Here is a 22,956-nt window from a genome sequence, read left to right on the forward strand (position 1 = left end):
GTCGCCGGTACCGTGGCCGACCGCCTGGGCCGCAAGCGGACGCTGCTGCTGACGACGCTGTTCTTCGGCGTCTTCTCCTTCGCGTCGGCGTTCTCCTGGGACCTGGTGTCGCTGACCGTCTTCCGCGTGCTGACCTCGGCGGGGCTGGCGGCGATGACCGTGGTCGCGGTCATCTACGTCAACGAGATGTACCCGTCGGCCGTGCGCGGCAAGTACCAGGCGTACGCCATCGTCATCGGCATCTGCGGCACCCCGGTCACCAACCTCGTCGCGAGCGGGGTCGTGCCGCTCGCCGACTGGACCTGGCGCCTGGTCTACCTGTGGGGCTCGCTCGGCATCCTGCTGGTCCTGTTCACCCGGCACCTCAAGGAGTCGCCGCGGTGGCACGAGAGCCGGGGGGACCACGCGAGCGCGGACGCCGTACTGCGCGACATCGAGGCGTCGGTGACCGCCGAGCACGGCCCGCTGCCGGCGCCCGCGCCCCCGGTCGAGGAGGAGCCGGTGACCAAGGCCCCGCTGCGGCTGCTGCTCCAGCGCAAGTACCTGCTGCCGACGCTGCTGCTCACCGTGCTGTGGGTCACCCAGACCATCGGCTTCTTCGGCTACTCGAGCTGGGCGCCGACCCTGCTGGCCAAGGAGGGCTTCAGCGTCGAGAAGTCGGTCTTCTACGTGGCGCTGACCACCGTCGGCGCGCCGCTAGGCTCGTATCTGGCGGCCCTCGTGACCGACCGGTTCGAACGCAAGTGGTGCCTGGCCGCCTTCGGCACGCTGATCGCCCTGTGCGGGCTGCTGTACGGCCTCACGTTCAACCCGGTGCTCATCATCGTGTTCGGCTTCCTGGTCAACCTCTTCGAGCGCGGTTACACGGCACTCGGCTACGCCTACTCGCCCGAGCTGTTCGACACGCGGGGACGTTCCCTGGGCACCAGCGTGTCCTACGGTCTCGGCCGGCTGTCCAACGCCGCGGGGCCGCTGATCGTGGCGGCCCTCTACAACACGCACGGCTACCGGAGCGTCTTCTACTTCATCGCCGGCACCTGGCTGGTCGGCGCGATCGCGCTGAGCGTCTTCGGACCCCGCACCCGCGCGGCCCGGACCGCCGCCGTGCCCCGCGACTCCGTCGCACGGTGACCGGCACGCCCACTGCGAGAAGTTCCGTCAACAACGTTGACTTCGAGTCAACTGCCCTGCACATTACTCAAAAGTAGAACCACCGGGTAACCCGCTGCCGCCCCCTCCGGGAAGAAGAGAGAGCACATGCCGAAGCATGCCCTTCGCCGTGTCATGACCGCGACAGCCGCCGCCGTCGGCACGCTCGCCCTCGGCCTCACCGACGCCACCGCCCACGCCACGCCCGCCCAAGCCACACCGACCCTCGACTACGTCGCCCTCGGCGACAGTTACAGCGCCGGCTCGGGCGTCCTGCCCGTCGACCCCACCAACCTGCTCTGTCTGCGCTCGACGGCCAACTACCCCCACGTCATCGCGGACGCGACGGGCGCCCGCCTCAAGGACGTCACCTGCGGCGCCGCGCAGACCGCCGACTTCACGCAGGCCCAGTACCCGGGCGTCGCACCCCAGTTGGACGCGCTCGGCACCGGCACGGACCTGGTCACGCTCACCATCGGCGGCAACGACAACAGCACCTTCATCAACGCCATCACGGCCTGCGGCACGGCGGGTGTCCTCAGCGGCGGCAAGGGCAGCCCCTGCAAGGACAAGCACGGCACCTCCTTCGACGACGAGATCGAGGCCAACACGTACCCCGCGCTCAAGGAAGCGCTGCTCGGTGTCCGCGCCAGGGCACCCCACGCCAGGGTGGCGGCCCTCGGCTACCCGTGGATCACCCCGGCCGCCGCCGACCCGTCCTGCTTCCTGAAGCTGCCCGTCGCCGCCGGTGACGTGCCCTACCTGCGGGCCATCCAGGCACACCTCAACGACGCGGTCCGGCGCGCCGCCGAGGAGACCGGAGCCACCTACGTGGACTTCTCCGGGGTGTCCGACGGCCACGACGCCTGCGAGGCCCCCGGCACCCGCTGGATCGAACCGCTGCTGTTCGGGCACAGCCTCGTTCCCGTCCACCCCAACGCCCTCGGCGAGCGGCGCATGGCCGAGCACACGATGGACGTCCTCGGCCTGGACTGACCTCCGGTCACCGCCCGCGTACGCTCGTCCCGTGCCGTCCTCCCGCCTGCGCCGCGTCGCCGTCCTCGTCCTGGAGGGCGCCAAACCCCTCGACGTCGGCATTCCGGCGCAGGTCTTCACGACGCGCGCGAGCATGCCGTACGAGGTACGGGTGTGCGGCGCGGCGCCGGGCCTGGTGACCGGCGGCGACGGCCTGTCGTACCACGTCGCCCACGGCCTCGACGCCCTGGCGTGGGCCGACCTGGTCTTTCTCCCCGGCTACCGCTCCCCCGACGTCGAGGACCCGCCGCGGACCGTCCTCGACGCGCTGACGGCGGCCCACGGCCGGGGGGCGCGGCTGGCCGCCATCTCCACCGGCGCGTTCGCGCTCGCCGCCACGGGTCTGCTCGACGGCAGGCGGGCCACCACGCACTGGCACTACACCCGGGCGCTCGCGGCGAAGCACCCGGGCGTGCGGGTCGACGAGAACGTGCTGTTCGTGGACGAGGGCAGTGTCCTGACGTCCGCGGGCGCCGCCTCCGGCATCGACCTGTGCCTGCACATCCTGCGCGGCGACCTCGGGGTGGCCGCGTCCAACCACGCGGCCCGGCGTCTGGTGGCAGCCCCCTACCGCAGCGGCGGCCAGGCCCAGTACGTGCCGCGCAGCGTGCCGGAGCCGCTCGGCGAGCGGTTCGCCGCCACCCGCGAGTGGGCCCTGCGCCGGCTCGGTGAGCCGCTCACCCTGGAGGCGCTGGCCCGGCACGCGGCGGTGTCGGCGCGCACCCTCTCCCGGCGCTTCGTCGAGGACACCGGGTACACCCCGATGCAGTGGATCATGCGGGCCCGTATCGACCTGGCCCGTGAGCTGCTCGAACGCTCCGAGCGCGGTGTCGAGCAGATCGCCGCCGAGGTGGGCCTCGGTACCGGGGCCAATCTGCGGCTGCACTTCCAGCGCATCCTCGGCACCACGCCCAGCGAGTACCGGCGCACCTTCGCCCGGGGCGAATAGCCGGGCCGCGCGCCGTCACCCCGGCCTGGCGTGATCCTTTCGAACCGTGGCACTCACGCCGCTGCCACCCGCCCCGGGCGTGCGCGAGCCTGGTGGCGAAGGACCTGGTGGCGAAACGAAGGGACACACCACTCATGACTCGCATCGGCATCAACGGATTCGGCCGCATCGGGCGCAACGTGCTGCGCGCACTGCTCGAACGCGACACGAAGCTCGAGGTCGTCGCCGTCAACGACCTCACGGAGCCCGCCACCCTGGCCCGTCTGCTCGCCTTCGACTCGACGGCCGGCCGGCTCGGCCGCCCGGTGACGGTCGACGGGGACACCCTGGTCGTGGACGGGCACCGCATCAAGGTGCTCGCCGAGCGCGAGCCGGCCCGGCTGCCCTGGGCCGAGCTGGGCGTCGACATCGTGCTGGAGGCGACCGGCCGCTTCACCTCGGCCGACGCCGCCCGCGCCCATCTCACCGCGGGCGCGCGCAAGGTCCTGGTCAGCGCGCCGTCCAGCGGTGCGGACGTGACGCTCGCGTACGGCGTGAACACCGACGCCTACGACCCGGCCGCGCACACGATCGTCTCCAACGCCTCCTGCACCACCAACGCCCTCGCGCCGCTCGCCGCGGTGCTGGACGAGCTGGCCGGGATCGAGCACGGCTTCATGACGACGGTGCACGCCTACACGCAGGAGCAGAACCTCCAGGACGGCCCGCACCGCGACGCGCGCCGCGCCCGCGCCGCCGGGGTGAACATCGTGCCGACCACGACGGGCGCCGCCAAGGCGATCGGCCTGGTGCTGCCGGGCCTGGACGGCAAGCTGTCGGGCGACTCGATCCGCGTGCCGGTCCCGGTGGGCTCGATCGTCGAGCTGAACACGACGGTCGCCCGCGACGTGACGCGCGAGGACGTCCTGGCGGCCTACCGCGCCGCCGCCGACGGCCCGCTCGCCGGTGTGCTGGAGTACTCGGAGGACCCGCTGGTCTCCTCCGACATCACGGGCAACCCGGCCTCGTCGATCTTCGACTCCGCCCTGACCCGCGTGGACGGCCGGCACGTCAAGGTGGTCGCCTGGTACGACAACGAGTGGGGCTTCTCGAACCGCGTGATCGACACCCTCGGACTGCTCGCCACACGCTGAACGGGCAGCCGGTTCGGCATCACCGGGGGTCACACGTCACAATGGTGCGATGAGCAATTCCAAGGTTTACTTCGACATCGACATCGACGGCCAGGATGCGGGCCGCATCGTCTTCGAGCTCTTCGAGGACGTCACCCCCAAGACCGCCAGGAACTTCCTGGAGCTGGCCACCGGCGAGCACGGCTTCGGCTACGCCGGTTCCCCGTTCCACCGTGTGATCCCGCAGTTCATGCTCCAGGGCGGTGACTTCACCAACGGCAACGGCACCGGGGGCAAGAGCATCTACGGCGAGAAGTTCGCGGACGAGAACTTCCAGCTGAAGCACACCGAGCCGTACCTCCTGTCCATGGCGAACGCGGGTCCGAACACCAACGGCTCGCAGTTCTTCGTCACCACGGTCCCCACCCCGTGGCTGGACGGCAAGCACGTCGTCTTCGGCAAGGTCGTCGAGGGCACGGACGTGGTCGACAAGGTCGAGGGCTACGGCTCCTCGCCCACGGGCAAGACGTCCGCGAAGATCGCGGTGCGCGCGTCCGGCAAGCTGTAGGGCCTGATCGGGCCTACCGGACCTGAACCCTGCGGGGCCCGTCGCACACCGTGCGGCGGGCCCCGTTCCGTCCCGTCTGGTGGGGTGCGCCGGGTGGTGCGACGCTGGGGTGGAGGAGCGTCCGAGGAAGGCAACCCCGGGAGGACCGATGGGACGGGACGTCCCGGCGCTGGTCTTCACCCGCGAGGACCGCCGCCGCTACCGGATCAAGATGCAGGAGTGCCTGGAGGCCTTCGCGCAGATGCTGCGCGAGTCCCGGTTCGAGACCGAGCGGCCCCAGGTGGGTCTCGAGATCGAGCTGAACCTGGTCGACGACCGGGGCGAACCGGCGATGCGCAACAGCGACGCCCTCGAAGCGATCGCGGACCCCGCCTGGTCCACCGAGCTGGGCCGGTTCAACCTGGAGATCAACATCCCGCCCCGGCAGCTGACGGCGGGCGGCCCCGACGCCTGGGAAACCGAGATCCGCGCCGCCCTCAACCACGCCGAGGACCGCGCCGCCTCGGTCGGCGCCCATCTGATCATGGTCGGCACCCTGCCCACACTGCGCCAGTCGGACGTGGGCGAGGCGGCCCTGTCGGAGAACCCGCGCTACCGACTGCTCAACGACCAGGTGTTCGCCGCCCGGGGCGAGGACCTGCACATCGAGGTGGACGGCGTCGACCGCCTGCGGACCTACGCGGACACGATCACACCCGAGGCCGCCTGCACCAGTACCCAGTTCCACCTCCAGGTCGCCCCGGAGGAGTTCCCCGACTACTGGAACGCGGCCCAGGCCGTCGCCGGTGTCCAGGTCGCCCTCGCGGCCAACTCGCCGTTCCTGCTCGGCAAGGAGCTGTGGCACGAGAGCCGCATCCCCCTGTTCGAACAGGCCACCGACACCCGGCCGCAGGAGATCAAGGCCCAGGGGGTCAGGCCCCGGGTGTGGTTCGGGGAGCGCTGGATCAACAGCGTCTTCGACCTGTTCGAGGAGAACCTCCGCTACTTCCCGGCGCTGCTGCCGCTGTGCGACGAACAGGATCCCGCCGAGACCCTCGACCGCGGCGACATCCCGGACCTGGGCGAACTGACCCTCCACAACGGCACCATCTACCGCTGGAACCGGCCCGTCTACGCCGTCGCCCACGACAAACCGCACGTGCGCGTCGAGAACCGCGTCCTGCCGGCCGGCCCGACCGTCGCCGACACCCTCGCCAACGGCGCCTTCTACTACGGGCTCACCCGCGCCCTGGTGGAGGAGGAGCGGCCGGTGTGGTCGCGGATGTCCTTCTCGGTCGCCGAGGACAATCTGCACACCGCCGCCCGGCACGGCATCGAGGCACATCTGTACTGGCCCGGCGTGGGCGAGGTGACCGTGCCCGAGCTGGTCCTGCGCCGGCTGCTGCCGCTGGCGCACCGGGGCCTGGAGCTGTCGGGCATGGACTCGGCCTGGCGGGAGCCGCTGCTCGGCATCATCGAGCAGCGGTGCGTCACCGGCCGCAACGGCGCGGTGTGGCAGAAGGAGATGTTCCACCACATCGACGCCGGCACGCGGCCCGGCCGCCACGAGGCGCTGCGCAGGATGACCCGGCAGTACATGGACTACATGCACCTCAACGCCCCGGTCCACACCTGGCCGGTGGACTGACGTCCGGGGCGTCCGGGGCGCCCCGGGCCACTAGGGAGGCGACGGAGCGATGTGCCGATGGCTCGCCTACTCGGGGACGCCCGTCCTCCTGGAGTCCCTGCTCTACCAGCCCGAGCACTCGCTCATCGACCAGAGCCTGCACGCCCGCATGGGCGTCGAGACGACCAACGGGGACGGGTTCGGCGTCGGCTGGTTCGGGCCGGAGATGCAGACCCCCGCCATCGTCCGGGAGGTCGGGCCGGCCTGGAGCAACCGCAACCTGCGGGAGATCGCGAGCCATGTCCGCTCGCCCCTGTTCTTCGCGCACATCCGGGCGTCGACGGGCAGCCCGGTCCAGCAGACCAACTGCCATCCGTTCCGCCACGGCCGGTGGATGTGGATGCACAACGGCGCGATCGCCGAGTTCCACCGGCTGCGCCGGGACCTGGCGCTGGCCGTCGATCCGCGGCTCTACCTCGACATCGAGGGATCGACGGACTCCGAGATGATGTTCTACCTGGCACTCACGCTCGGCCTGGAGGACGACCCTCCCACTGCCGTGGCCCGGATGGCGGGGCTGGTGGAGGAGATCGGACACGAACACGGCGTGGAGTTCCCGCTGCAGATGACGGTCGCCGTGACCGACGGGCACCGCCTGTGGGCCTTCCGCTACTCCAGCCAGGCCCAGTCGCGCTCGCTCTACTACAGCAGCCGGGTGGAGAGCCTGCGCGCGCTGCATCCCGGACTGCCCTTCCTCAAGGAGGCCTCCGACAGCACCCGGCTGATCGTGTCGGAACCCCTGGGCGACCTGCCCGGCGTGTGGAACAAAGTGCCCGAGGGCAGCTACGGCGTCGTCCAGCCGGAGGGGGACGACCTGCTTCCGTTCGCTCCCCTCCCCGCGTGATCCCATTGACACGGGCGCGGAAAGATCACACAATCGGTGCCATGACCACATACCGGTTCGGCACCACCGCGGAGTGTCCCCGCGTGCCCGAGCGGACCGGCTGTGAGCGTTCCGGCCTCTAACGGCCTTCTTCGCACCGACCGTCCGACGCCCCTCGCGTCGTAGCCCGTCGGCATTCTCTCCGGTCCACGACCCGGAGCACCCGTAGCGCCCTCGTTTCCCCGGCCGTCCGGCGTGGCCTCGTGCCGCCCCCGGGCCGGATCTCACGCGTACCGTCATACAAGGGGAGGACTCCCATGTCCGTCACGTCCGTCACGTCCGTCGGTCCGAGCACCGTCCTGCGCGAAGCACGTATCCCGGGGGACGGAATGTACGAGGGCCGGCGCACGCTGCGCCGGCTGCCCGAGGGCTGGGAGGAGCGGCCCTACGAACTCTTCGAGGTCGTCCCGCAGGCCCGCACCATCGGCGCGGAGATCCGTGGAGCCGACCTCTCCCGCCCGCTTGGGCCCGCGCTGCGCGAGGAGTTGAACCGTGCCCTGCTGGAATGGAAGGTGCTGTTCTTCCGCGGCGCGCACCTCACCTCCGATCAGCAGCGCGACTTCGCCGCCAACTGGGGAGCGCTGGAGACCAACCCCCTGCTCGCCGCCGGTTCCAGCGACGACGTCGTCCGGTTCGACAAGGGCGACGGGGCCGTGCCGACGTACGAGAACGTGTGGCACACCGACGTCACCTTCCGCGAACGGCCCGCGCTCGGCGCGGTGCTGCAACTGCGCGAGGTGCCGCCGTTCGGCGGCGACACCATGTGGGCGGACATGGCCGCGGCCTACGACAACCTGCCCCGAGAGGTGAAGGAGCGCGTCGACGGCGCCCTGGCCGTCCACGACTTCATCCCCGGCTTCGCGCGGTTCTACGGACCCGAGCGGCTGCTGCCGCACCAGGACCTGCTGCCGCCCGTGGAGCACCCCGTCGTGCGCACCCACCCCGAGACGGGGCGGCGCATGCTCTTCGTCAACGCCTCGTTCACCACCCGCATCACCGGCGTGGACCGCGACGAGAGCGACCGGCTGCTGCGGTTCCTCTTCCAGCAGGCGCACGTGCCCGAGTACCAGGTGCGCTGGCGCTGGCAGCCCGGCGACGTCGCCTTCTGGGACAACCGCGCCACCCAGCACTACGCGGTGGGTGACTACGGGTCCGAGCGGCGGGTCGCCGAACGCGTCGCCATCGAGGGCGACCGGCCCTTCTGATCCGCTCCGATCCTCGCGCCCGCGGGCCGGAGGCGGCGCTTCGCCTCCGGCCCGCGTGCGGGCTACGCCTCCGGCTCCTCGATGGCCGCCGGGCGCAGCTGGGCGGCGCGGATCCGGGCGATGTCGAGCTTCTCGCCCCGGTCGAAGCGGTAGACGCCGTTCTGCTCCTGGAAGACGTCGGTCAGCTGGGTGTAGCAGTAGCCGAACATGTCCCGGTCGCCGAGCAGGACCTCGGTGAGGCCGGCGAACCGCTCGTGGAACTCGTCCTCGTTGCGGACGCGTTCCCCGTAGCCCCAGGAGACGGTGCGGTCCTCGCCGGACTGCGCGGCGGCCGCCTCCGGGTCCCACCAGATGCCCCCGAACTCGCTGACGAAGTACGGCTGGCCCCGGTAGGGCTGGGAGTAGGGGGCACCGCTCTCGTGGGCGTTGACGAAGGGCGCGTCCTTGGCCAGGCCGGACATCAACTCCCGGAAGGCGGCGGGGTCCTGCTCGTAGTTGTGGGAGTCGTAGATGTCCGTCTCGGCGACCCGGTGGGCGTAGCCGGACGCGTCGACGACCGGGCGGGTGGTGTCCATGGCCTTGGTGGCCAGGAACATCGCCCGGGTCACGTCGTCGAGCTGGGTGATCCGGTCGTGCAGCTTCTGGTAGGTCTCGTTGAGCGGGCACCAGCCGATGATCGAGGGGTGCGAGTAGTCCCGCTCCAGCGCCTCCAGCCACTGGGCGACGTAGGAGGCGTCGGGCTGCTGGTTGTCGCCCGAGGAACCGCCCGTCTCGCAGCCCCAGTCGCCGAACTCGCCCCAGACCAGGTAACCGAGGCGGTCGGCGTGGTGGAGGAAGCGCTCCTCGAAGACCTTCTGGTGCAGCCGGGCCCCGTTGAATCCGGCCGCCATGGCCAGCTCGATGTCCTTGACCAGGGCCTCGTCGGTGGGGGCGGTCATCAGCCCGTCCGGGTACCAGCCCTGGTCCAGGACGAGGCGCTGGAAGACGGGGCGGCCGTTGAGCAGCACCGCCTTGCCGCGCAGTCCCACGGCGCGCAGACCGGCGTAGCTCTCGGCACTGTCGACCACCTCCCCCGCGGCGTCGAGGAGTTCGAGGCGCAGGTCGTACAGGTGCGGGTCCCCGGGTCCCCACTCGCGCCGCCGGTCGTCCGGCACCGGCAGGTGCAGGCGCGGGGCGAGGTCGAGGTCGGCGCGTGCCTCGGCGCGGCTCACCTCGCCGTCGGCGTCGCCGAGGACGGCGCGGACCCGGTACCCGGGGCGGTTGCCGGACAGGGGCAGTTCGAGGTGGAAGGCGGAGCCGGCCAGGTCGGGGGTGATGCGGGGACGGCGCAGGTGTGTCTCGGGGACGGGCTCCAGCCACACGGTCTGCCAGATGCCGGTCACACGGGTGTAGTTGCAGTCGTGGTTGGCGTACTTGACCGCCTGCTTGCCGCGGGCCTGCGGGCCGGACTTGGCATCGCGGGCCCGGACGGTGATCACGACCTCCTCCCCCGCCCCGGCGATGTCGCCGAGGTCGGCGGTGAAGGGCGTGAAGCCGCCGCGGTGCCGGGCGACCTCCCTCCCGTCGGCCCACACGGTGGTGTCGTGGTCGACGGCCCCGAAGTGCAGCAGTACGCGGCGTCCGGCCCAGGCGGCCGGCAGGGTGAGGGCCCGCCGGTACCAGACGGCCTCCAGGAAGTCGGTGTCGCCGATGCCGGACAGCTCGGACTCGGGCGGGAAGGGGACGAGGATCTCCTCACGCAGCTCGCGGTCGAGCAGACCGCGTTCGAGGCCGCTGTCCCCCCGGTCGGTCTCGAACTGCCAGGCGCCGTTCAGGTTGAGCCAGTCGCGGCGCGTGAACTGCGGTCGCGGGTACTCCGGGCGCGGTACGGAGTGAGTGGGCACACATGCTCCAGTCGATCGGTGGGCCGGGCGCGCGAACGCCGGGCCCGTGGGTACAGCTGTGCGGGTTCAGGAACCGCCGAGGCCGGTGGTGGCGACGGAGTTGACGATGCGGCGCTGGAAGAGGAGGAAGACCGCGATCAGCGGCAGCGCGGCCAGCAGGGCGGAGGCCATGGACTGCGCGTACTGGATGCCGTAGGCGTCCTTCACGGTGGCCAGGCCCACCGGAAGGGTCATCAGGTCGGGGTCGTTGGTGACGATGAACGGCCACATGAAGTTGTTCCAGGCGCCGATGAAGACGAAGATCGCCACCGCGGCCACGATCGGCCGCGAGAGCGGCAGCACGATCGACCGGAAGACCCGGAACTCGGAGGCGCCGTCGATGCGGGCCGCCTCCTCCAGCTCCTTGGGGATGCCGTCGAAGAACCGCTTGAGGATGAACACCATCATCGGTGCGACGACCTGGGGCAGGATGACCGCCGCATAGGTGTCGACCAGGTTGAACAGGCTCATCTGGTCGAACAGCGGGACGACGAGCAGCTGCGGCGGGACCATGATGGCGGCGACGGTGACGCCGAGCAGCCCCCTGCGGCCGCGGAAGGTGCCGCGGGAGAAGCCGTACGCGGCGAGGGTGGAGACCGCCACGGTGATCAGCGTGACCAGGCCGGAGATCAGGAAGCTGTTGAAGGCCCAGACGGTGACGTTCCCGCGTTCCAGTATCTGCTGGTAGGCGTCCAGGGTGAAGGCGCCCTTGAACGGGGACAGCCCCGTGGTGTTGATGTCCTCCTCGCTCTGCACCGAGGTGATGACGGCCCACACGAACGGCAGCAGCCAGACGACGGCGAGGACGACGAGCGCGGTCCCGGCCAGGACGCGCGGCAGCCTGCCGTGGCCGAGGAGCAGGGGTGAGCCGGCCGCTTCGCGGGGTGGACGGCGCCGGGTACGGAGGGTGGTGACGGTTGCGGACACGATCAGTCCTCCCGGCGGAAGAGGCGGAGCTGCACGAGCGAGACGAGGACGATCAGCGCGAAGAAGAGGTACGAGACGGCGGAGGCGTAGCCGAGGCGGTAGCCGGTGAAGCCGACGTCGTAGACGTACTCCAGCACCGGCCGGGTGGAGCCGTTGGGCCCGCCTTTGGTGAGGATGTAGATCTGGTCGAACACCTTGAGGGAGGCCAGCACCTGGAGCATGGCCACCAGGCCGGTGGTCCTGCGCAGTTGGGGCAGCGTGATGGACCACAGGCGGCGCCAGGCGCCGGCCCCGTCGAGTGCCGCCGCCTCGTCGAAGGTGGTGGGCAGGGACTGGAGCGCCGCGAGGTAGAGCAGGAAGTTGAAGCCGACCGTCCACCAGACGGTGAGGGCGGCCACCGACCACATGGCGACGGACTCGTCGGACAACCAGCCGACCGGTGCCATGCCGAGAGCGTCCAGGAGCTGGTTGGCCATGCCCAGTTCGGGCTGGTACAGCCAGGTCCAGATCATGGTCACGACGGTCACGGGCAGCAGGTAGGGCGCGAAGAACGACAGGCGCCAGGCCCACTGGCCGGCGAGTCCGCTGTGCACCAGCAGGGCCATCGCGAGGGCGACCAGCACCAGCGGGACACTGGAGACCACGGTGAAGAAGACGGTGTTGCCGAGGCTGCTCCACACGTCCGGATCACCGAACGCCTCGGTGTAGTTGTCGAAGCCGACGAAGCTCGTGTCGCGCAGGGCGAGCGAGCTGTCGGTGAAGCTCATCCAGAGCCCCTGCACGATCGGCCACACCATGAAGAGGCCGAACACGAGCAGGAACGGCAGGACGAACACGAGCCCGTTGCCGGTGCGTATGCGGCCGAGGACGGAGCGGCGGCCGCCCGGTGGAACCGCGGGCGGGGCGGTCCGTTCCTCGGCGCCGAGGGGTGCGGTGGTGGTCACGTCGGTCACTCCTTTCGCTGGTCAGGCCACCGGGTTGGGCTGCCGCAGCAGGGTGTCCGCCTCGCGGACCATCTGCCGCACCGCCTTCTCGGGGGTGGTGTCGCCCAGCAGCGCCGACTGGAGCGGCTGGCACATCCGGTTCTGGAAGTTGGAACCGGCGCCCGCGAACCAGTTGGGCGGGTCGAGCACCGCCACCTCGGCGGCGTCGGCGTAGGAGGACTGGGGGTCGAGGGCCGCGTACTCGGGCTCCGCGAGGACGGGCTGGTAGGCGGGGATGTGTCCGGCGCCCGCCCAGGTGAGGCTCTGCTTGAGTATCTGCGCGACGTACCGGTGGGCCTCGCGGCGCCGGGCCGGGTCGGGGCTGTCCTGGTGCGGAAGGACGAAGCTGTGGCTGTCGGTGTAGACGGCCGGCTTCTCGAAGACCTGCGGGAACGGCGCGGCGCCCAGCTCCATACCGGACTTCTTCAGCGTCGGCAGCTCCCACTCGCCGAGCATCGCCATGCCTCCGCGTCCGCTGCTGAAGGCGGCCAGCGCGCCGTTGTAGTCCAGGTTGTTGGGGTTGGTCCTCCCGTCGAAGAGCCGCGTCATGAGGGTGACGACGCGTACGGCGGCGTCGATGTCGATCTTCGGGGGACCGCCGTCCGGCAGGTCGAAGGCGGCGCCGGTCTGCGCGTAGAGCCCGGCGAACAGGCGCCAGTTCTGTGCCGTGTCGGTGACGTGGCCGAACAGGATGCCCGACTCGCCGGTCGCCTCGGCGAGGGCCCTGCCCGCTTCCAGCAGCGCCTCGGGGGACCCCATGGGGGCCAGTTCGCCGGCGGGGTCCAGGAGTCCGGCCTGTTCCGCGGCCTTCTTGTCGTAGAACACGATGAAGGGGTGGACGTCCAGCGGGATCGCGTAGACGGTCCCCTCGTGCTGCGTGCGCGCCCACACGGCCGGGGTGAAGTCCTTCTCCGTGACGCCGTACTCGGCGAGCAGGTCCAGGTCGAAGGCGTCCACCAGGCCGCCGGGGGCGTAGCCCGCCAGCCGGGACAGGTGCATGGCGGCCACGTCGGAGGCCCGGCCGCCGGCCGCGGACATGGCGAGCTTGGTGTAGTACGACGGGCCCCAGTCCAGGATCGTCCGGTCGACCTCGAAGCCCTTGGCTCCCCCGGCCCCCTTGGACACGGCCTCGATCATGTCGTCCATGAGCATGCCGTCACCGCCCTGGAAGAGGTCCCAGACGCTCAGCGCGGACGCCCCGGAGGCCGAGGCCGGTGACGCGCAGCCGGACAGCGGGCCCGCGGCGAGCAGGGCTCCCGCCCCGGCCATGGCGTGACGCAGTATCCGGCGGCGGCTGGGGCGGCGGACCGGGTCGGACCCGACCGGCACCCCCTGGGCAGGCAAACGGGAACTCATCGCGGACCTTTCGACGGCCGGAGCTCATGCGGTGGCTTGTTTTTACATCGATGTACATTGGCTGTAAAGAGCTGAACGGAAGTGGACCTGCGCCGAAGTCCTCCCCGCGCCGGGACATAGACTCGGGCAGCGCGAAAGAGGCAGGGAGGTCTCGGTGGCACGGCCCAGGATCAAGGACGTCGCACGTCATGCGGGCGTTTCGGAGAAGACGGTGTCCAATGTCATCAACGACTACGCCCATGTCTCCGACCGGACCAGGCAGGTGGTGCGCGAGGCCATCGAACACCTCGGCTACCGGGTCAATCTGGCCGGCCGTCACTTGCGCAAGGGCAGAACCGGCATCATCGCGCTCGTCGTCCCGGAACTGGACATACCGTACTTCGCGGAGCTGGCCCGGCATGTCATCCGCGAGGCCGAGGAGCGGTCCCTGACCGTCCTGATCCACCAGTCCGGGGCGGACCGCGACCACGAGCTGGCGGCGCTGGCCGGGTTCGGTTCCACCTTCGTGGACGGGATCATCCTCAGCCCGCTGGCACTGACCGCCGACGACCTGCGGGACCGTACGGGCTTCCCGCCCACGGTGCTGCTCGGGGAACTGCTGGAGGAGGGCGCCGACCATGTGGCCATCGACAACGAGAGTGCCGCACGCGAGGCGACCCGCCATCTGATCGGGCTCGGACGCCGCACCATCCTCGCCGTCGGGGGGCGCGACGACTCGGGTCTGGGGACGGCTCAGGCGCGCACCCGGGGCTACCGTGCCGCCCTGGCGGAGGCGGGCATCGCCTACGATCCGGCCGCTCTGCTGCCGGTCGGCTCCTTCCGGATGCCCGACGGCGCCCGGGCCGTGGCGCGGGCGCTCGCACAGGGCGCCCGGCCCGACGCGCTGCTGTGTCTCAACGACCAGTTGGCGCTGGGTGCGCTGCGCGCGCTGCACGAGCACGGGGTGTCGGTGCCCGGGGACGTCGCCGTGATCGGCTTCGACGACGTGGAGGGCGGCCGGTTCAGCGTTCCGACGCTGAGCACGGTGGCCCCGGACAAGGCGGCGGTGGCCAAGGTCGCCGTGCAACTGCTCCAGCACCGCATCGAGGAGGCGACGGCGCCGGACGGTGCCGTGCCGGGGGTACAGGCACAGGACCGCATCGTGGCCCACCGGCTCGTCCTGAGGGAGAGCACGCAGGGCCACGAGCGGCGCTGACGCTCAGTCCGTGTAGACCTCGGCCCGGTCGACGCTGACGAAGGACGCCCCGGACTGGGAGTTGTGCTCGCCCGTGACCCGGATCCGCAGGGTGTGCCTGCCGTTCGCCAGCCGTGGACTCGTGTACTGCACCGCCTCACCGACGCGGATCGCGCCGTGGAAGTCCACCCGCTGCTCGGGTCCGCCGTCGATGCTGACGGCCGCGTAGCCGTTGCCGGTGTCCTTGACGGAGAGCAGGGCGATCCGGGTGCCCGTGAAGGAGAAGGTGGCCGTGGCACCGGCCCGGTCGCTCCAGTGGTCGTCGCCCCAGAAGCACTGCGTGGCGCAGCCGGTGCCGGAGTTCCAGGCGCCGGAGTAGGTGACGCTCCCGGCGCCGCTGGAGCGGCCGTCGTCGTTGATCCAGTAGTTGCCCGAGCCGGGATCGCCGGAGGGCAGGTCCTGGGTGGCGCCCATGGCGAGCGGACGGCCGAAGTCGGGGGTGCCGTCGGCCCGCCAGGTGAACCTCTGCGCCCGCGTGGTGCGGTTGGTGTAGGTGTTCACCGACGTGGTCTTGGCGTGGTAGACGATCCAGTCCTCGGTCCCGTCGGGCGACGTGAAGAAGGCGTGGTGGCCCGGCCCGAAGACGCCCCGGTCGTCGGCCCGGGAGAACACCGCGCCCTGGTGCTGGTGCCAGTTGCCCGGCACCAGCGGGTCGGCGTCCAGCGGCATCGACATCATCCAGACCTGGTAGTCCGGCTTGCCCGTGTCGCAGGTGGAGTACGTCATCCAGACCCGGCCGCCCCGGTAGAGGAACTCGGGACCCTCGCGCACCTCGGGGCAGCCGCCCGCCGCGTCGATCGCGACCGCGTTCCCGGAGACGGTGTACGGGTTGGCCATCGGGGCGATGTTGATCCCGTTGTGCTGGTACTGGTTGATGCCGCTGTAGGCGAGGTAGAGCCGGCCGCCGAGCTGGAGGACGCCCGCGTCGATGGCGAAGTCGTCCGCATGGTTGGGCGGGGCGAGCTTGGCCTTGAAGTGGTACGGGCCGGTGGGGTCGTCGCGCTCCGATTCCAGGACGTACAGCCGGTGGTGGTCGTCGACGCCGTCGTCGGCCGTGTAGTAGAGGTACCAGCGGTCGCCGAACCGGTAGAACTCCGGGGCCCAGATGTTGCGGTTGCGGGACGGGTCGGTGTCGGTCCACACGGTGACCGGGTCCGCGGCGAGCAGGGTCCCCAGGGACGGGGAGCGCCACATCCTGATGCTGCCGCCCTGGGTGGTGGTGAGGTAGTAGTCGCCCTTCCAGTGCGTCATGAAGGGGTCGGGCCCGCTGTTGAGCGGGTTGCGGAAGGCGCCGGACGCCGCGGTGTTCGGACGCGGCCCGGACGCGGTCGCCGCCGCGGCGCCGGGTCCGGTGAGTCCGGGCAGCAGGCCCACGACCAGCCCGAGAAGGGCGGCGAGGAGCGGGCCGAGGCGGGCGCGGGGACGGTGTACGGGGCTGGGAAACACGTGGGGGTCCTCTCCCGAGGCCTTTACATCGATGTAATGACGGGGCGTCAGGGTAGGGACGGCCCACGGGGCTGTCAACAGGGCCGCCATCAGGGCTGCCATCAGGGCTGCCATCAGGGCCAAAAATGGTATTCCATTTGCCGCAGACCTCTTGACGGTGCGGTTTGGCGAAAACTACATTCTGTGCACCGGAAAGCCGCTTTCGCTTTGTGGAACCCTCCAACTCCCCGCACCTGATCCCAGGAGTCCCCGTATGACTGCCCTGGAAGATCGCCGTCCGTCAGCCCGGACCGACGGCACCGCCACCAGCTCCGGCCTCTACACCTACGACCTGGCCCCGACGAAGCGGGAGGGCCGCCGCTGGGGCGCCTACAACGTCTTCACCCTCTGGGCCAACGACGTGCACAGCCTGGGCAACTACGCCTTCGCCATCGGCCTGTTCGCCCTCGGGCTGAACATCTGGGGCATCCTCGCCGCCTTCGCGCTCGCCTCGGTCCTGCTCTTCCTCCTGCTCACGCTCTCCGGATTCATGGGCCACAAGACGGGCGTCCCGTTCCCCGTCATGAGCCGCATCGCCTTCGGTATCCGGGGAGCGAAGATCCCGGCCGTCGTGCGCGGGGCCGTGGCCATCGCCTGGTTTGGTATCCAGACCTATCTCGCATCGGCCGTGCTGAGTGCCCTCCTGGTGGCCATGTTCCCCTCCCTGGCCTCCCTGGACACGGACTCCCTGCTCGGCCAGTCGACGCTCGGCTGGATCACCTTCCTCGTGCTGTGGGCCCTCCAGGTGCTCATCGTCAGCTACGGGATGCAGATGATCCGCCGCTACATGGCCTTCGCCGCGCCCACCACCCTGCTGACGATGTGCGCCCTCGCGGCGTGGATGTTCGTCCGGGCCGACGGGTCGGTCTCCGTGTCGGTCGACGATCCGCTGACCGGCGGCGCGATGTGGCTCCAGGTGCTCCAGGCCGCCGCCCTCTGGGTGGTGATCTACGGGACCTTCGTGCTGAACTTCTGCGACTTCACCCGGTCCGCCCGCAGCCGCGGCTCCATCGTCCGGGGCAACGTGATCGGCATCCCGGTGAACATGCTCTTCTTCGCCGTCATCGTGGCGGTGCTCAGCGGAGCCCAGTTCAGCCTCGACGGGCACGTGATCACCAGTCCGACGGACATCGTCAGGACCATCCCCAACATGTTCCTGCTGGCCGTCGCCTCGCTGTGTCTCATCGCCCTCACGGTGGCGGTGAACCTGCTGGCCAACTTCGTCGCGCCGATCTACGCCCTGGTCGACCTCTTCCCGCACCGGCTCGACTTCCGCCGCGCGGGTCTGGTGAGCGCCGTCCTGGGCCTGGTGATCACGCCCTGGAACCTGTACAACAGCCCGGTCGCCGTGAACTACTTCCTCGGCGGGCTCGGCGCGCTGCTCGGCCCCCTGTTCGGGGTGATCATGGCGGACTACTGGCTGCTGCGGAAGTCCCGCGTGAACGTCCCGGCCCTCTACACCGAGGACGCGGGCGCCGAGTACCACTACCGGCGCGGCTACAACCCGCGGGCCGTCGCCGCCTTCGTCCCCGCCGCCGCGATCGCCGTCGTCGTCGCGCTCGTCCCCTTCTTCCACGCCGCGGCCGGGTTCTCCTGGTTCGTCGGCGCCGTCGTCGCCGCGGTGCTGTACGCGCTCGTCGCCGACCGTGCCGCGCCGCTGAGCGACGTGGACGGCGAGTCCATCGCCGTCGCCGCCGAATAGCCCCGCGCGCCCACCGCCGTCTCCCCTTCCCCGTCCGAGCAGAAGGCCCAGGCCCACCCATGCGCATCCTCGTGGTCAACGTCAACACCACGCAGTCCATCACCGACGCGATCGGCAAGCAGGCGGCCGGCGCGGCCTTGGAGGGCACCGAGATCGTGCCGCTGACACCGGCCTTCGGCGCGGAGTCGGTGGAGGGCAACTACGAGAGCTACCTCGCCGCCGTCGCCGTGATGGAGGCCGTGCGCGCCCACCCGGAGCCCTTCGACGCGGTGATCCAGGCCGGTTACGGCGAACACGGCCGGGAGGGGCTCCAGGAACTGCTCGACGTGCCCGTCGTCGACATCACCGAGGCGGCCGCCGGCACCGCGCAGTACCTGGGCCGCCGCTACTCCGTCGTCACCACCCTCGACCGTACGGTCCCCCTGATCGAGGAGCGGCTGGAGGTGGCCGGGCTGAGCGCCAGGTGCGCCTCGGTGCGGGCCAGCGGGCTCGCCGTACTGGAACTGGAGCGGGACCAGCAGGCCGCCGTGGACGCCATCGCCGAGCAGGCCGCCCGCGCGGTGGAGGTCGACCGCGCCGAGGTGATCTGCCTGGGCTGCGGAGGCATGGCGGGCCTCGCCGAACGCGTGGTGGAACGTACCGGTGTCCCCGTGGTCGACGGGGTCGCCGCCGCCGTGACGGTCGCCGAGTCGCTGGTCCGGCTCGGTCTGTCCACGTCCAAGGTGCGCACCTACGCCCGGCCGCGTCCCAAGCGGATCGTCAACTGGCCCCCGCGGGTGGGCTGACCGCTCCTCGCTCCGTCCCGCCCGGGCCGTCCGCGGGCCCCGGGGTATTCTGACGGGCCGCCCGACCGCCGCTCCGCACGGCGCGGTCGGCGGGCCGGGAACGGGATGACAGACGAAGGACGGCGATGGCTGCGTCAGTGGGCTTCACGCCCGAGTCCGAGCGGGTCACGCGGCGGTTGCGCGACGAGATCATCGACGGTGTGCGGGCCCCGGGCAGCCGCCTGGTCGAGCGGGACCTGGCCGAGTCGCTCGGGGTGAGCCGGCTCCCCGTCCGCGAGGCCCTCAGGACGCTGGTGTCGGAGGGGCTGGTGACCCCGCGGCCGCGGAGCTGGGCGGTGGTGCGGGAGTTCACCACGAGCGACATCGCCGACCTGGACGAGGTCCGCTCGGGCCTGGAGACCCTGGGTTTCCGGCTCGCCGCCCAACGGCACACCCGCGAGGGGCTGGAGCGGCTGCGCGCGACGGTCGACGCCGAACTCGACGCGGCCCGCGCGGACGACGCGGTGCGGGCCCGCCGGGCGGCCGCCGACTTCCACGAGACCGTCGTCTCCCTGGCCGCCAACGAACTGCTCAACGAGCTCGAACGGGTGCTGCGCAGCCGGCTGCGCTGGCTCCTGGGCCAGCACGACGACCTGCTGGCCGTCGCCCTCGAACACGACGCCCTCTACCGGGCCATCGCGGCCCGCGACGTGGACCGCGTCCAGGAGCTGGTCCTGCACCATCTGGCGACGAGCCGCAGTGCCGCCCTGGGGCACCTGGGACACCACGCGCAGGAGAGGTCCTAGCCTCCTCGGCCGGGCCGCCCCTGGTGGCCCCGTGCGAAACGGGACGGCGGGATGCCGAGGGTACGGGTGAAGGCGGCGGTGAACGCGGCGGGCGAGGCGTAGCCGAGCCGGCCGGCGACCTCGCTGACCGATCCGGTCCGCAGCAGCGGCACGGCCGCGAGCAGACGCGCGCGGCCCCGCCAGACGGCGGGGCTGTCGCCCGTCTGCGCGCGAAAGCGCCGGGTGAAGGCCCGTTCGCTCATGTTCGTCCGCGCCGCCCATACGGCATTGGAGATCCCGACGTCCGGGGCGGCCAGATACGCCCGGCACAGCGCCGCCAGGTCGGCGGCGGCGGGGATGCGGACGTGGAACGGGAGCGGGGCGCGTGCCGCGATCTCGTGCAGCAGGAGGTCGGCGACGCTGCCCGCACGCCCCGACAGGCTGTAGTCCGCCTCGAACTCGACAGCGGTCAGGAGCAGTTCCCGCAGGAGCGGCGGCACGTCCACGACCGTGCAGGTGCCCGGCCACCACGGCACGGCCGCCGGCTCGATGTACAGGCTGCGGGTGCTCACGCCCAGCATCCGCACCCGGTGCCGGGTGCCGGCCGGGATCAGGACGGCGCGCTCGGGCGGCACGGTCCAGGTGCCCTCGCCGGTGTCGACGACCATGACCCCGGTGGCGCCGTACAGGAACTGCGCGCGCCGGTGCTCGTGCCAGTCCAGGACGTGTCCGGGCGGGTAGTCGGTGCCGATGGGCAGCACGGCCCGGTCCACGTGGTCGACGTCGGCGAGGGGGACGTTCTTCACCGGTCCACTCTACGGCGGCCGTGGCCGGGTCGCGAAGGAAAGGTGCCGGGCATCGAATGCGGGCGGCCCCGCCCGGCTGGTGGAGTGGCCTGCGTGACTTTTGCGGCTCTGCTCGGAATCGGGCTCCTCACCGGTGTGACCACCGTTCTGTTCGGCTTCGGCGGCGGGTTCGTCGCCGTGCCCGTCGTCATGTGGGCCGACTCCGCGCTCGGCGCGGACGCGATGCGGGTGGCGACGGCCACCTCGGCCCTGGTCATGGTGGTGAACGCGGCCTTCGCCACCGCGGTCACACCGCGCCGGGTGCTGGCCGCCCTCCGCGGCGGCGCCCCGCTGCTCGTCCTGCTGGGCGCCGGCGCCTCGGCCGGGGCGCTCGCCGCGCGCCACGCCCCGGCCGGGCTGATCCGCTGGGCGTTCGTCGGGTACGTCGCCCTCACCGTCGTGGACCTGCTGCTGCGCCCCGGCTTCCTGCGCCCGCCCGCCCCGGCCGAGGCGGGCGCCTCCTCGCCGCGTCCGCTGCCGGCCGTCGTCGGTGCGCCCGTCGGTGCGGCGGCCGCCTTCCTCGGTGTGGGCGGCAGCGTCATGACCGTCCCCGCGATGCGCCGGGCGGGGCACACGATGCACGTGGCGACCGCGCTGGCCAACCCGCTGACCCTCGCCATCGCGCTCCCGGCCACCACCGTCTTCCTGGGCGGCTCCGAGGACCCGCCGGTGCGCACGCGCACGTGGCCCTGGTGGGCCTCGTCGACCTCCGCGCGGCCGGGGCACTGCTCCTGGGCGCCCTGCCGGTGATCGCGGTGCTGCGCCGCCGCCCGCCGCACCTCCCCGACCGCCTCTACGCCCGGACGTACGTCGCGCTGCTCGGGGCGGTGGCCCTCGCGATGGTGCTGTGAGGCACCGTCAGGCGAGCACGGCCTCCCAGGTGTCGACCGCGAAGTGGACCGTCATGCCGTTGCGGTCGTACAGCCGCGGGGCGCCCGTCGCGTTCTCGGTGTCGACACCGAGGCCCACCGTGTCCCGGCCCCGCGCGGCGAAGTGCCCGAAGGCATGGCGCAGGAGGAATCCGCCCAGGCCGCGGCCGCGGGCCTCGCGCAGCACGCCGATGCCGCGGATCCAGCCCATGGCCGCGCGGTCGTCCCGGGCCAGCAGGAACCCGGCGTCCCCCAGGTCGTCGGTCTCGGCTATCCACACCAGGGACCAGTCCAGCCCCTGGGCGTCGATGTCGTCGAGCCACAGCCGGTACGCGCGCGGCTGGAAGTCGAAGTGCTCCGCGAACGACCGCTGGTACAGCTCGTGGACCCGGACGCGGTCCGCCTCCGTGCGGCACGCCCGCACCCGCACGCCCGCCGGTGCCTCGGGCACGGGGTCGGCCGCCGGGTCCAGCGCGCGGTGCAGTACGTGGTGGGTGCGCACGACGCTCCAGCCGCGCTCGGCGAGGAGCGCGGTGTCGGTGGTGGGCCGGGTGTTGAGGTGCAGGTGGACGACGGCGCGCTCCGCGCCGTTGGCCCGTGCCTTGGCCAGGGCGCGGGTCTCCATGGCCACCAGCATGCGCAGCCCGGTCCGCTGGTGGTCGGGCAGCACGTAGTGGTCGATGTCGACGCGCTCCCCGCCGGACTCGTCCCACAGCAGCCCGTACGCGACCGGCCGGCCGCCGTCGAGGGCCAGCCACGAGTCCTGGGTCAGGTCCGTCTGCCGGTGCTTCAGGTCGGCTTCGACGGTGTGCTGGTCGGTCTCGGGGCGGCCGATCTCGATCCGGTCCATCTCGTTGAGGAGTGCGGTGACGGCGGGGGCGTCGGCGAGGGTGGCCGGTCGCAGGTCGGCGGTGGACATGGGGAGCAGAGTCGGGCACGGCGGCGGGTGACCGGGGCGGATTATCCGCCGGCGGCGGCGCGGTGACGTACGACGGCGAACCGGGGGCATACGGATGACCGAGGCCTTCTCCCCCCGCCGACCCACGGGAGTCCCCTGTGACGCCGAGCCTGCGCACCGCCCGCGCCTGCCGTGCCGCCGCCGCGCTCCTTGTCGCCGCCGCGGTGTACGCGGCCACCCGCCACTCCTGGCTCGCCCTGCCCGGCCTCTACGTCGCCGCGGTGTTCGCCTGGTGCGCCGCCCGGGAGGGCGCGGAGCACCGGCGCCGGGTCGCCCTGGCCCAGCGGTCCGAGCTGCTGGCCCGGCCCCGGCCGCGGGACCCGTTCGCGCACGGTCTCGAGCCGTGCTGCGCGTTCTGGCGGCACTCCGACGGCGCCGTGCACGGCCCGGAGTGCGCCCGCCTCGCCGCCGCCCGCGTCCCGCTGCCCGAGGACTGCTGCGAACGGTGGTGGACCTCGCTCGGCGCGCGGCACGACGCGGGCTGCCGCCGTCACACCGGTGCCCCGGGCCAGGGCCGCGCCCGGCCGGCGTCGCAGTAGCGGGATCAGGTGATCAGGTG

The 22,956-nt window shown here is 71.7% G+C and carries 21 protein-coding genes; 14 read left to right on the top strand and 7 right to left on the bottom strand.

What is annotated here, in order from left to right:
* The 8 genes from ACFV9J_RS35900 to ACFV9J_RS35935 all read left to right on the top strand — a co-directional run.
* Positions 1 to 1,131 (top strand): MFS transporter (locus ACFV9J_RS35900; protein ID WP_385361691.1); only part of this gene is annotated, 1,131 nt, incomplete at its 5' end.
* A 126-nt stretch (positions 1,132 to 1,257) separates the two neighbouring features.
* Positions 1,258 to 2,145 (top strand): SGNH/GDSL hydrolase family protein, encoded by an 888-nt coding sequence (locus ACFV9J_RS35905; protein ID WP_385361693.1) that lies wholly within the window; start codon positions 1,258 to 1,260, stop codon positions 2,143 to 2,145.
* A 31-nt stretch (positions 2,146 to 2,176) separates the two neighbouring features.
* Entirely contained in the window at positions 2,177 to 3,133 is a 957-nt protein-coding gene (locus ACFV9J_RS35910) for a GlxA family transcriptional regulator (protein WP_385361695.1), read from the top strand.
* Between the two features lie 134 nt (positions 3,134 to 3,267).
* Positions 3,268 to 4,266, top strand: a complete 999-nt coding sequence (gene gap / locus ACFV9J_RS35915; RefSeq protein WP_385361697.1) for a type I glyceraldehyde-3-phosphate dehydrogenase — start codon at positions 3,268 to 3,270, stop codon at positions 4,264 to 4,266.
* A gap of 49 nt (positions 4,267 to 4,315) precedes the next feature.
* Positions 4,316 to 4,813: a peptidylprolyl isomerase gene (locus tag ACFV9J_RS35920; RefSeq protein WP_385361699.1), complete on the top strand. Its 498-nt coding sequence runs from the start codon at positions 4,316 to 4,318 to the stop codon at positions 4,811 to 4,813.
* 148 nt (positions 4,814 to 4,961) lie between these two features.
* Positions 4,962 to 6,440: a glutamate-cysteine ligase family protein gene (locus tag ACFV9J_RS35925; protein WP_385361701.1), complete on the top strand. Its 1,479-nt coding sequence runs from the start codon at positions 4,962 to 4,964 to the stop codon at positions 6,438 to 6,440.
* Between the two features lie 49 nt (positions 6,441 to 6,489).
* Positions 6,490 to 7,323 (top strand): class II glutamine amidotransferase, encoded by an 834-nt coding sequence (locus tag ACFV9J_RS35930; RefSeq protein WP_385361703.1) that lies wholly within the window; start codon positions 6,490 to 6,492, stop codon positions 7,321 to 7,323.
* A gap of 296 nt (positions 7,324 to 7,619) precedes the next feature.
* Entirely contained in the window at positions 7,620 to 8,567 is a 948-nt protein-coding gene (locus ACFV9J_RS35935; protein WP_385361705.1) for a TauD/TfdA dioxygenase family protein, read from the top strand.
* 62 nt (positions 8,568 to 8,629) lie between these two features.
* Here ACFV9J_RS35935 and ACFV9J_RS35940 read toward each other — a convergent pair whose 3' ends face one another.
* From ACFV9J_RS35940 to ACFV9J_RS35955, 4 genes are all read right to left on the bottom strand, one after another.
* A complete protein-coding gene (locus ACFV9J_RS35940) occupies positions 8,630 to 10,450 on the bottom strand; it encodes a glycoside hydrolase family 2 protein (RefSeq protein ID WP_385361707.1) in 1,821 nt (606 codons plus the stop codon).
* Positions 10,451 to 10,516: 66 nt separating this feature from the next.
* A complete protein-coding gene (locus ACFV9J_RS35945) occupies positions 10,517 to 11,416 on the bottom strand; it encodes a carbohydrate ABC transporter permease (RefSeq protein ID WP_385361709.1) in 900 nt (299 codons plus the stop codon).
* Positions 11,417 to 11,418: 2 nt separating this feature from the next.
* Entirely contained in the window at positions 11,419 to 12,360 is a 942-nt protein-coding gene (locus tag ACFV9J_RS35950) for a carbohydrate ABC transporter permease (RefSeq protein WP_385361711.1), read from the bottom strand.
* A 21-nt stretch (positions 12,361 to 12,381) separates the two neighbouring features.
* Positions 12,382 to 13,755 (bottom strand): extracellular solute-binding protein, encoded by a 1,374-nt coding sequence (locus tag ACFV9J_RS35955; protein WP_385361713.1) that lies wholly within the window; start codon positions 13,753 to 13,755, stop codon positions 12,382 to 12,384.
* A 154-nt stretch (positions 13,756 to 13,909) separates the two neighbouring features.
* On the opposite strand from ACFV9J_RS35955, the gene ACFV9J_RS35960 reads away from it, so the two are divergent.
* On the top strand, positions 13,910 to 14,950 hold the full coding sequence (locus ACFV9J_RS35960) for a LacI family DNA-binding transcriptional regulator (protein WP_385361715.1): 1,041 nt from the start codon (positions 13,910 to 13,912) through the stop codon (positions 14,948 to 14,950).
* 3 nt (positions 14,951 to 14,953) lie between these two features.
* Here the strand turns inward: ACFV9J_RS35960 and ACFV9J_RS35965 are convergent, their stop codons facing one another.
* Positions 14,954 to 16,435: a family 43 glycosylhydrolase gene (locus ACFV9J_RS35965; RefSeq protein WP_385361717.1), complete on the bottom strand. Its 1,482-nt coding sequence runs from the start codon at positions 16,433 to 16,435 to the stop codon at positions 14,954 to 14,956.
* Positions 16,436 to 16,688: 253 nt separating this feature from the next.
* Between ACFV9J_RS35965 and ACFV9J_RS35970 the strand changes: the two genes are divergently transcribed.
* The 3 genes from ACFV9J_RS35970 to ACFV9J_RS35980 all read left to right on the top strand — a co-directional run bounded on the left by ACFV9J_RS35970 (position 16,689) and on the right by ACFV9J_RS35980 (position 19,746).
* Positions 16,689 to 18,176, top strand: a complete 1,488-nt coding sequence (locus ACFV9J_RS35970) for an NCS1 family nucleobase:cation symporter-1 (protein ID WP_385361719.1) — start codon at positions 16,689 to 16,691, stop codon at positions 18,174 to 18,176.
* Between the two features lie 59 nt (positions 18,177 to 18,235).
* Positions 18,236 to 18,961 carry an aspartate/glutamate racemase family protein gene (locus ACFV9J_RS35975; protein ID WP_385361721.1) on the top strand — a complete coding sequence of 242 codons (726 nt, stop codon included), beginning with the start codon at positions 18,236 to 18,238 and terminating at the stop codon, positions 18,959 to 18,961.
* 125 nt (positions 18,962 to 19,086) lie between these two features.
* Positions 19,087 to 19,746: a GntR family transcriptional regulator gene (locus ACFV9J_RS35980; protein WP_385361723.1), complete on the top strand. Its 660-nt coding sequence runs from the start codon at positions 19,087 to 19,089 to the stop codon at positions 19,744 to 19,746.
* Here ACFV9J_RS35980 and ACFV9J_RS35985 read toward each other — a convergent pair.
* Positions 19,743 to 20,531, bottom strand: coding sequence for an AraC family transcriptional regulator (locus ACFV9J_RS35985; protein WP_385361725.1), 789 nt, complete (start codon positions 20,529 to 20,531; stop codon positions 19,743 to 19,745). The two genes, ACFV9J_RS35980 and ACFV9J_RS35985, sit on opposite strands and share 4 nt — an antisense overlap.
* 93 nt (positions 20,532 to 20,624) lie before the next feature.
* Here ACFV9J_RS35985 and ACFV9J_RS35990 point away from each other — a divergent pair, with 93 nt between their 5' ends.
* Complete coding sequence (locus ACFV9J_RS35990; protein WP_385361727.1) at positions 20,625 to 21,320, top strand: sulfite exporter TauE/SafE family protein; 696 nt, start codon at positions 20,625 to 20,627, stop codon at positions 21,318 to 21,320.
* 108 nt (positions 21,321 to 21,428) lie between these two features.
* Here ACFV9J_RS35990 and ACFV9J_RS35995 read toward each other — a convergent pair whose 3' ends face one another.
* Positions 21,429 to 22,358, bottom strand: a complete 930-nt coding sequence (locus ACFV9J_RS35995) for a GNAT family N-acetyltransferase (RefSeq protein ID WP_385361729.1) — start codon at positions 22,356 to 22,358, stop codon at positions 21,429 to 21,431.
* Between the two features lie 137 nt (positions 22,359 to 22,495).
* Between ACFV9J_RS35995 and ACFV9J_RS36000 the strand changes: the two genes are divergently transcribed.
* Complete coding sequence (locus ACFV9J_RS36000) at positions 22,496 to 22,936, top strand: hypothetical protein (protein WP_385361731.1); 441 nt, start codon at positions 22,496 to 22,498, stop codon at positions 22,934 to 22,936.
* Positions 22,937 to 22,956: the final 20 nt, after the last annotated feature.

Source organism: Streptomyces sp. NPDC059906, from assembly GCF_042730645.1.
GTDB classification, from domain to species: domain Bacteria; phylum Actinomycetota; class Actinomycetes; order Streptomycetales; family Streptomycetaceae; genus Streptomyces; species Streptomyces rubrogriseus.

Bases quoted from the DNA above. Each gene is read 5' to 3' on its own strand.
- ACFV9J_RS35905 (WP_385361693.1), top strand. From the start codon at position 1,258: ATGCCGAAGCATGCCCTTCGCCGTGTCATGACCGCGACAGCCGCCGCC.
- gap (WP_385361697.1), top strand. From the start codon at position 3,268: ATGACTCGCATCGGCATCAACGGATTCGGCCGCATCGGGCGCAACGTG.
- ACFV9J_RS35920 (WP_385361699.1), top strand. From the start codon at position 4,316: ATGAGCAATTCCAAGGTTTACTTCGACATCGACATCGACGGCCAGGAT.
- ACFV9J_RS35925 (WP_385361701.1), top strand. From the start codon at position 4,962: ATGGGACGGGACGTCCCGGCGCTGGTCTTCACCCGCGAGGACCGCCGC.
- ACFV9J_RS35930 (WP_385361703.1), top strand. From the start codon at position 6,490: ATGTGCCGATGGCTCGCCTACTCGGGGACGCCCGTCCTCCTGGAGTCC.
- ACFV9J_RS35935 (WP_385361705.1), top strand. From the start codon at position 7,620: ATGTCCGTCACGTCCGTCACGTCCGTCGGTCCGAGCACCGTCCTGCGC.
- ACFV9J_RS35955 (WP_385361713.1), bottom strand. From the start codon at position 13,755: ATGAGTTCCCGTTTGCCTGCCCAGGGGGTGCCGGTCGGGTCCGACCCG.
- ACFV9J_RS35970 (WP_385361719.1), top strand. From the start codon at position 16,689: ATGACTGCCCTGGAAGATCGCCGTCCGTCAGCCCGGACCGACGGCACC.
- ACFV9J_RS35975 (WP_385361721.1), top strand. From the start codon at position 18,236: ATGCGCATCCTCGTGGTCAACGTCAACACCACGCAGTCCATCACCGAC.
- ACFV9J_RS35980 (WP_385361723.1), top strand. From the start codon at position 19,087: ATGGCTGCGTCAGTGGGCTTCACGCCCGAGTCCGAGCGGGTCACGCGG.
- ACFV9J_RS35995 (WP_385361729.1), bottom strand. From the start codon at position 22,358: ATGTCCACCGCCGACCTGCGACCGGCCACCCTCGCCGACGCCCCCGCC.